Origin of the sequence: Arthrobacter sp. 08Y14 (genome assembly GCF_002929455.1) — a bacterium.
GTDB lineage: Bacteria > Actinomycetota > Actinomycetes > Actinomycetales > Micrococcaceae > Arthrobacter_B > Arthrobacter_B sunyaminii.
In genome coordinates, this window is the sequence record NZ_PJIX01000013.1 from 1 (window position 1) to 1,011 (window position 1,011).

Annotated in this window: 1 rRNA gene; it reads left to right on the plus strand. The window is 48.7% G+C overall.

Annotated features, from left to right (window positions below):
• A 16S ribosomal RNA gene (locus CXR03_RS17700) occupies nt 1–1,011 on the plus strand; the annotation flags it as partial.

Here is a 1,011-nt window from a genome sequence, read left to right on the forward strand (position 1 = left end):
GTTTGATCCTGGCTCAGGATAAACGCTGGCGGCATGCCTAATACATGCAAGTCGAACGGGGGTGCTTGCACCCCAGTGGCGAACGGGTGAGTAACACGTATCTAACCTACCTCATAGCGGGGGATAACTTTTGGAAACGAAAGATAATACCGCATGTGAATCTTATTATCGCATGAGAAAAGATTGAAAGGACCGTTTGGTTCACTATGAGATGGGGATGCGGCGTATTAGTTAGTAGGTGAGGTAATGGCTCACCTAGGCGATGATACGTAGCCGAACTGAGAGGTTGATCGGCCACATTGGGACTGAGATACGGCCCAGACTCCTACGGGAGGCAGCAGTAGGGAATTTTTCACAATGGACGAAAGTCTGATGAAGCAATGCCGCGTGAGTAATGACGGCCTTCGGGTTGTAAAGCTCTGTTGTAAGGGAAGAAAAAATAGAGTAGGAAATGCCTCTATATTGACGGTACCTTACCAGAAAGCCACGGCTAACTATGTGCCAGCAGCCGCGGTAATACATAGGTGGCAAGCGTTATCCGGATTTATTGGGCGTATAGGGTGCGTAGGCGGTTTTGCAAGTTTGAGGTTAAAGCCCGGAGCTCAACTCCGGTCCGCCTTGAAAACTGCATTACTAGAATGCAAGAGAGGTAAGTGGAATTCCATGTGTAGCGGTGAAATGCGTAGATATATGGAAGAACACCTGTGGCGAAAGCGGCTTACTGGCTTGTTATTGACGCTGAGGCACGAAAGCGTGGGGAGCAAATAGGATTAGATACCCTAGTAGTCCACGCCGTAAACGATGAGTACTAGGTGTTGGGGTTATCTCAGCGCCGCAGCTAACGCATTAAGTACTCCGCCTGAGTAGTATGCTCGCAAGAGTGAAACTCAAAGGAATTGACGGGGACCCGCACAAGTGGTGGAGCGTGTTCTTTAATTCGATGATAAGCGAAGAACCTTACCAGGGCTTGACATCCTTGGAATTTCTCCGAAAGGAGAGAGTACTTTATTG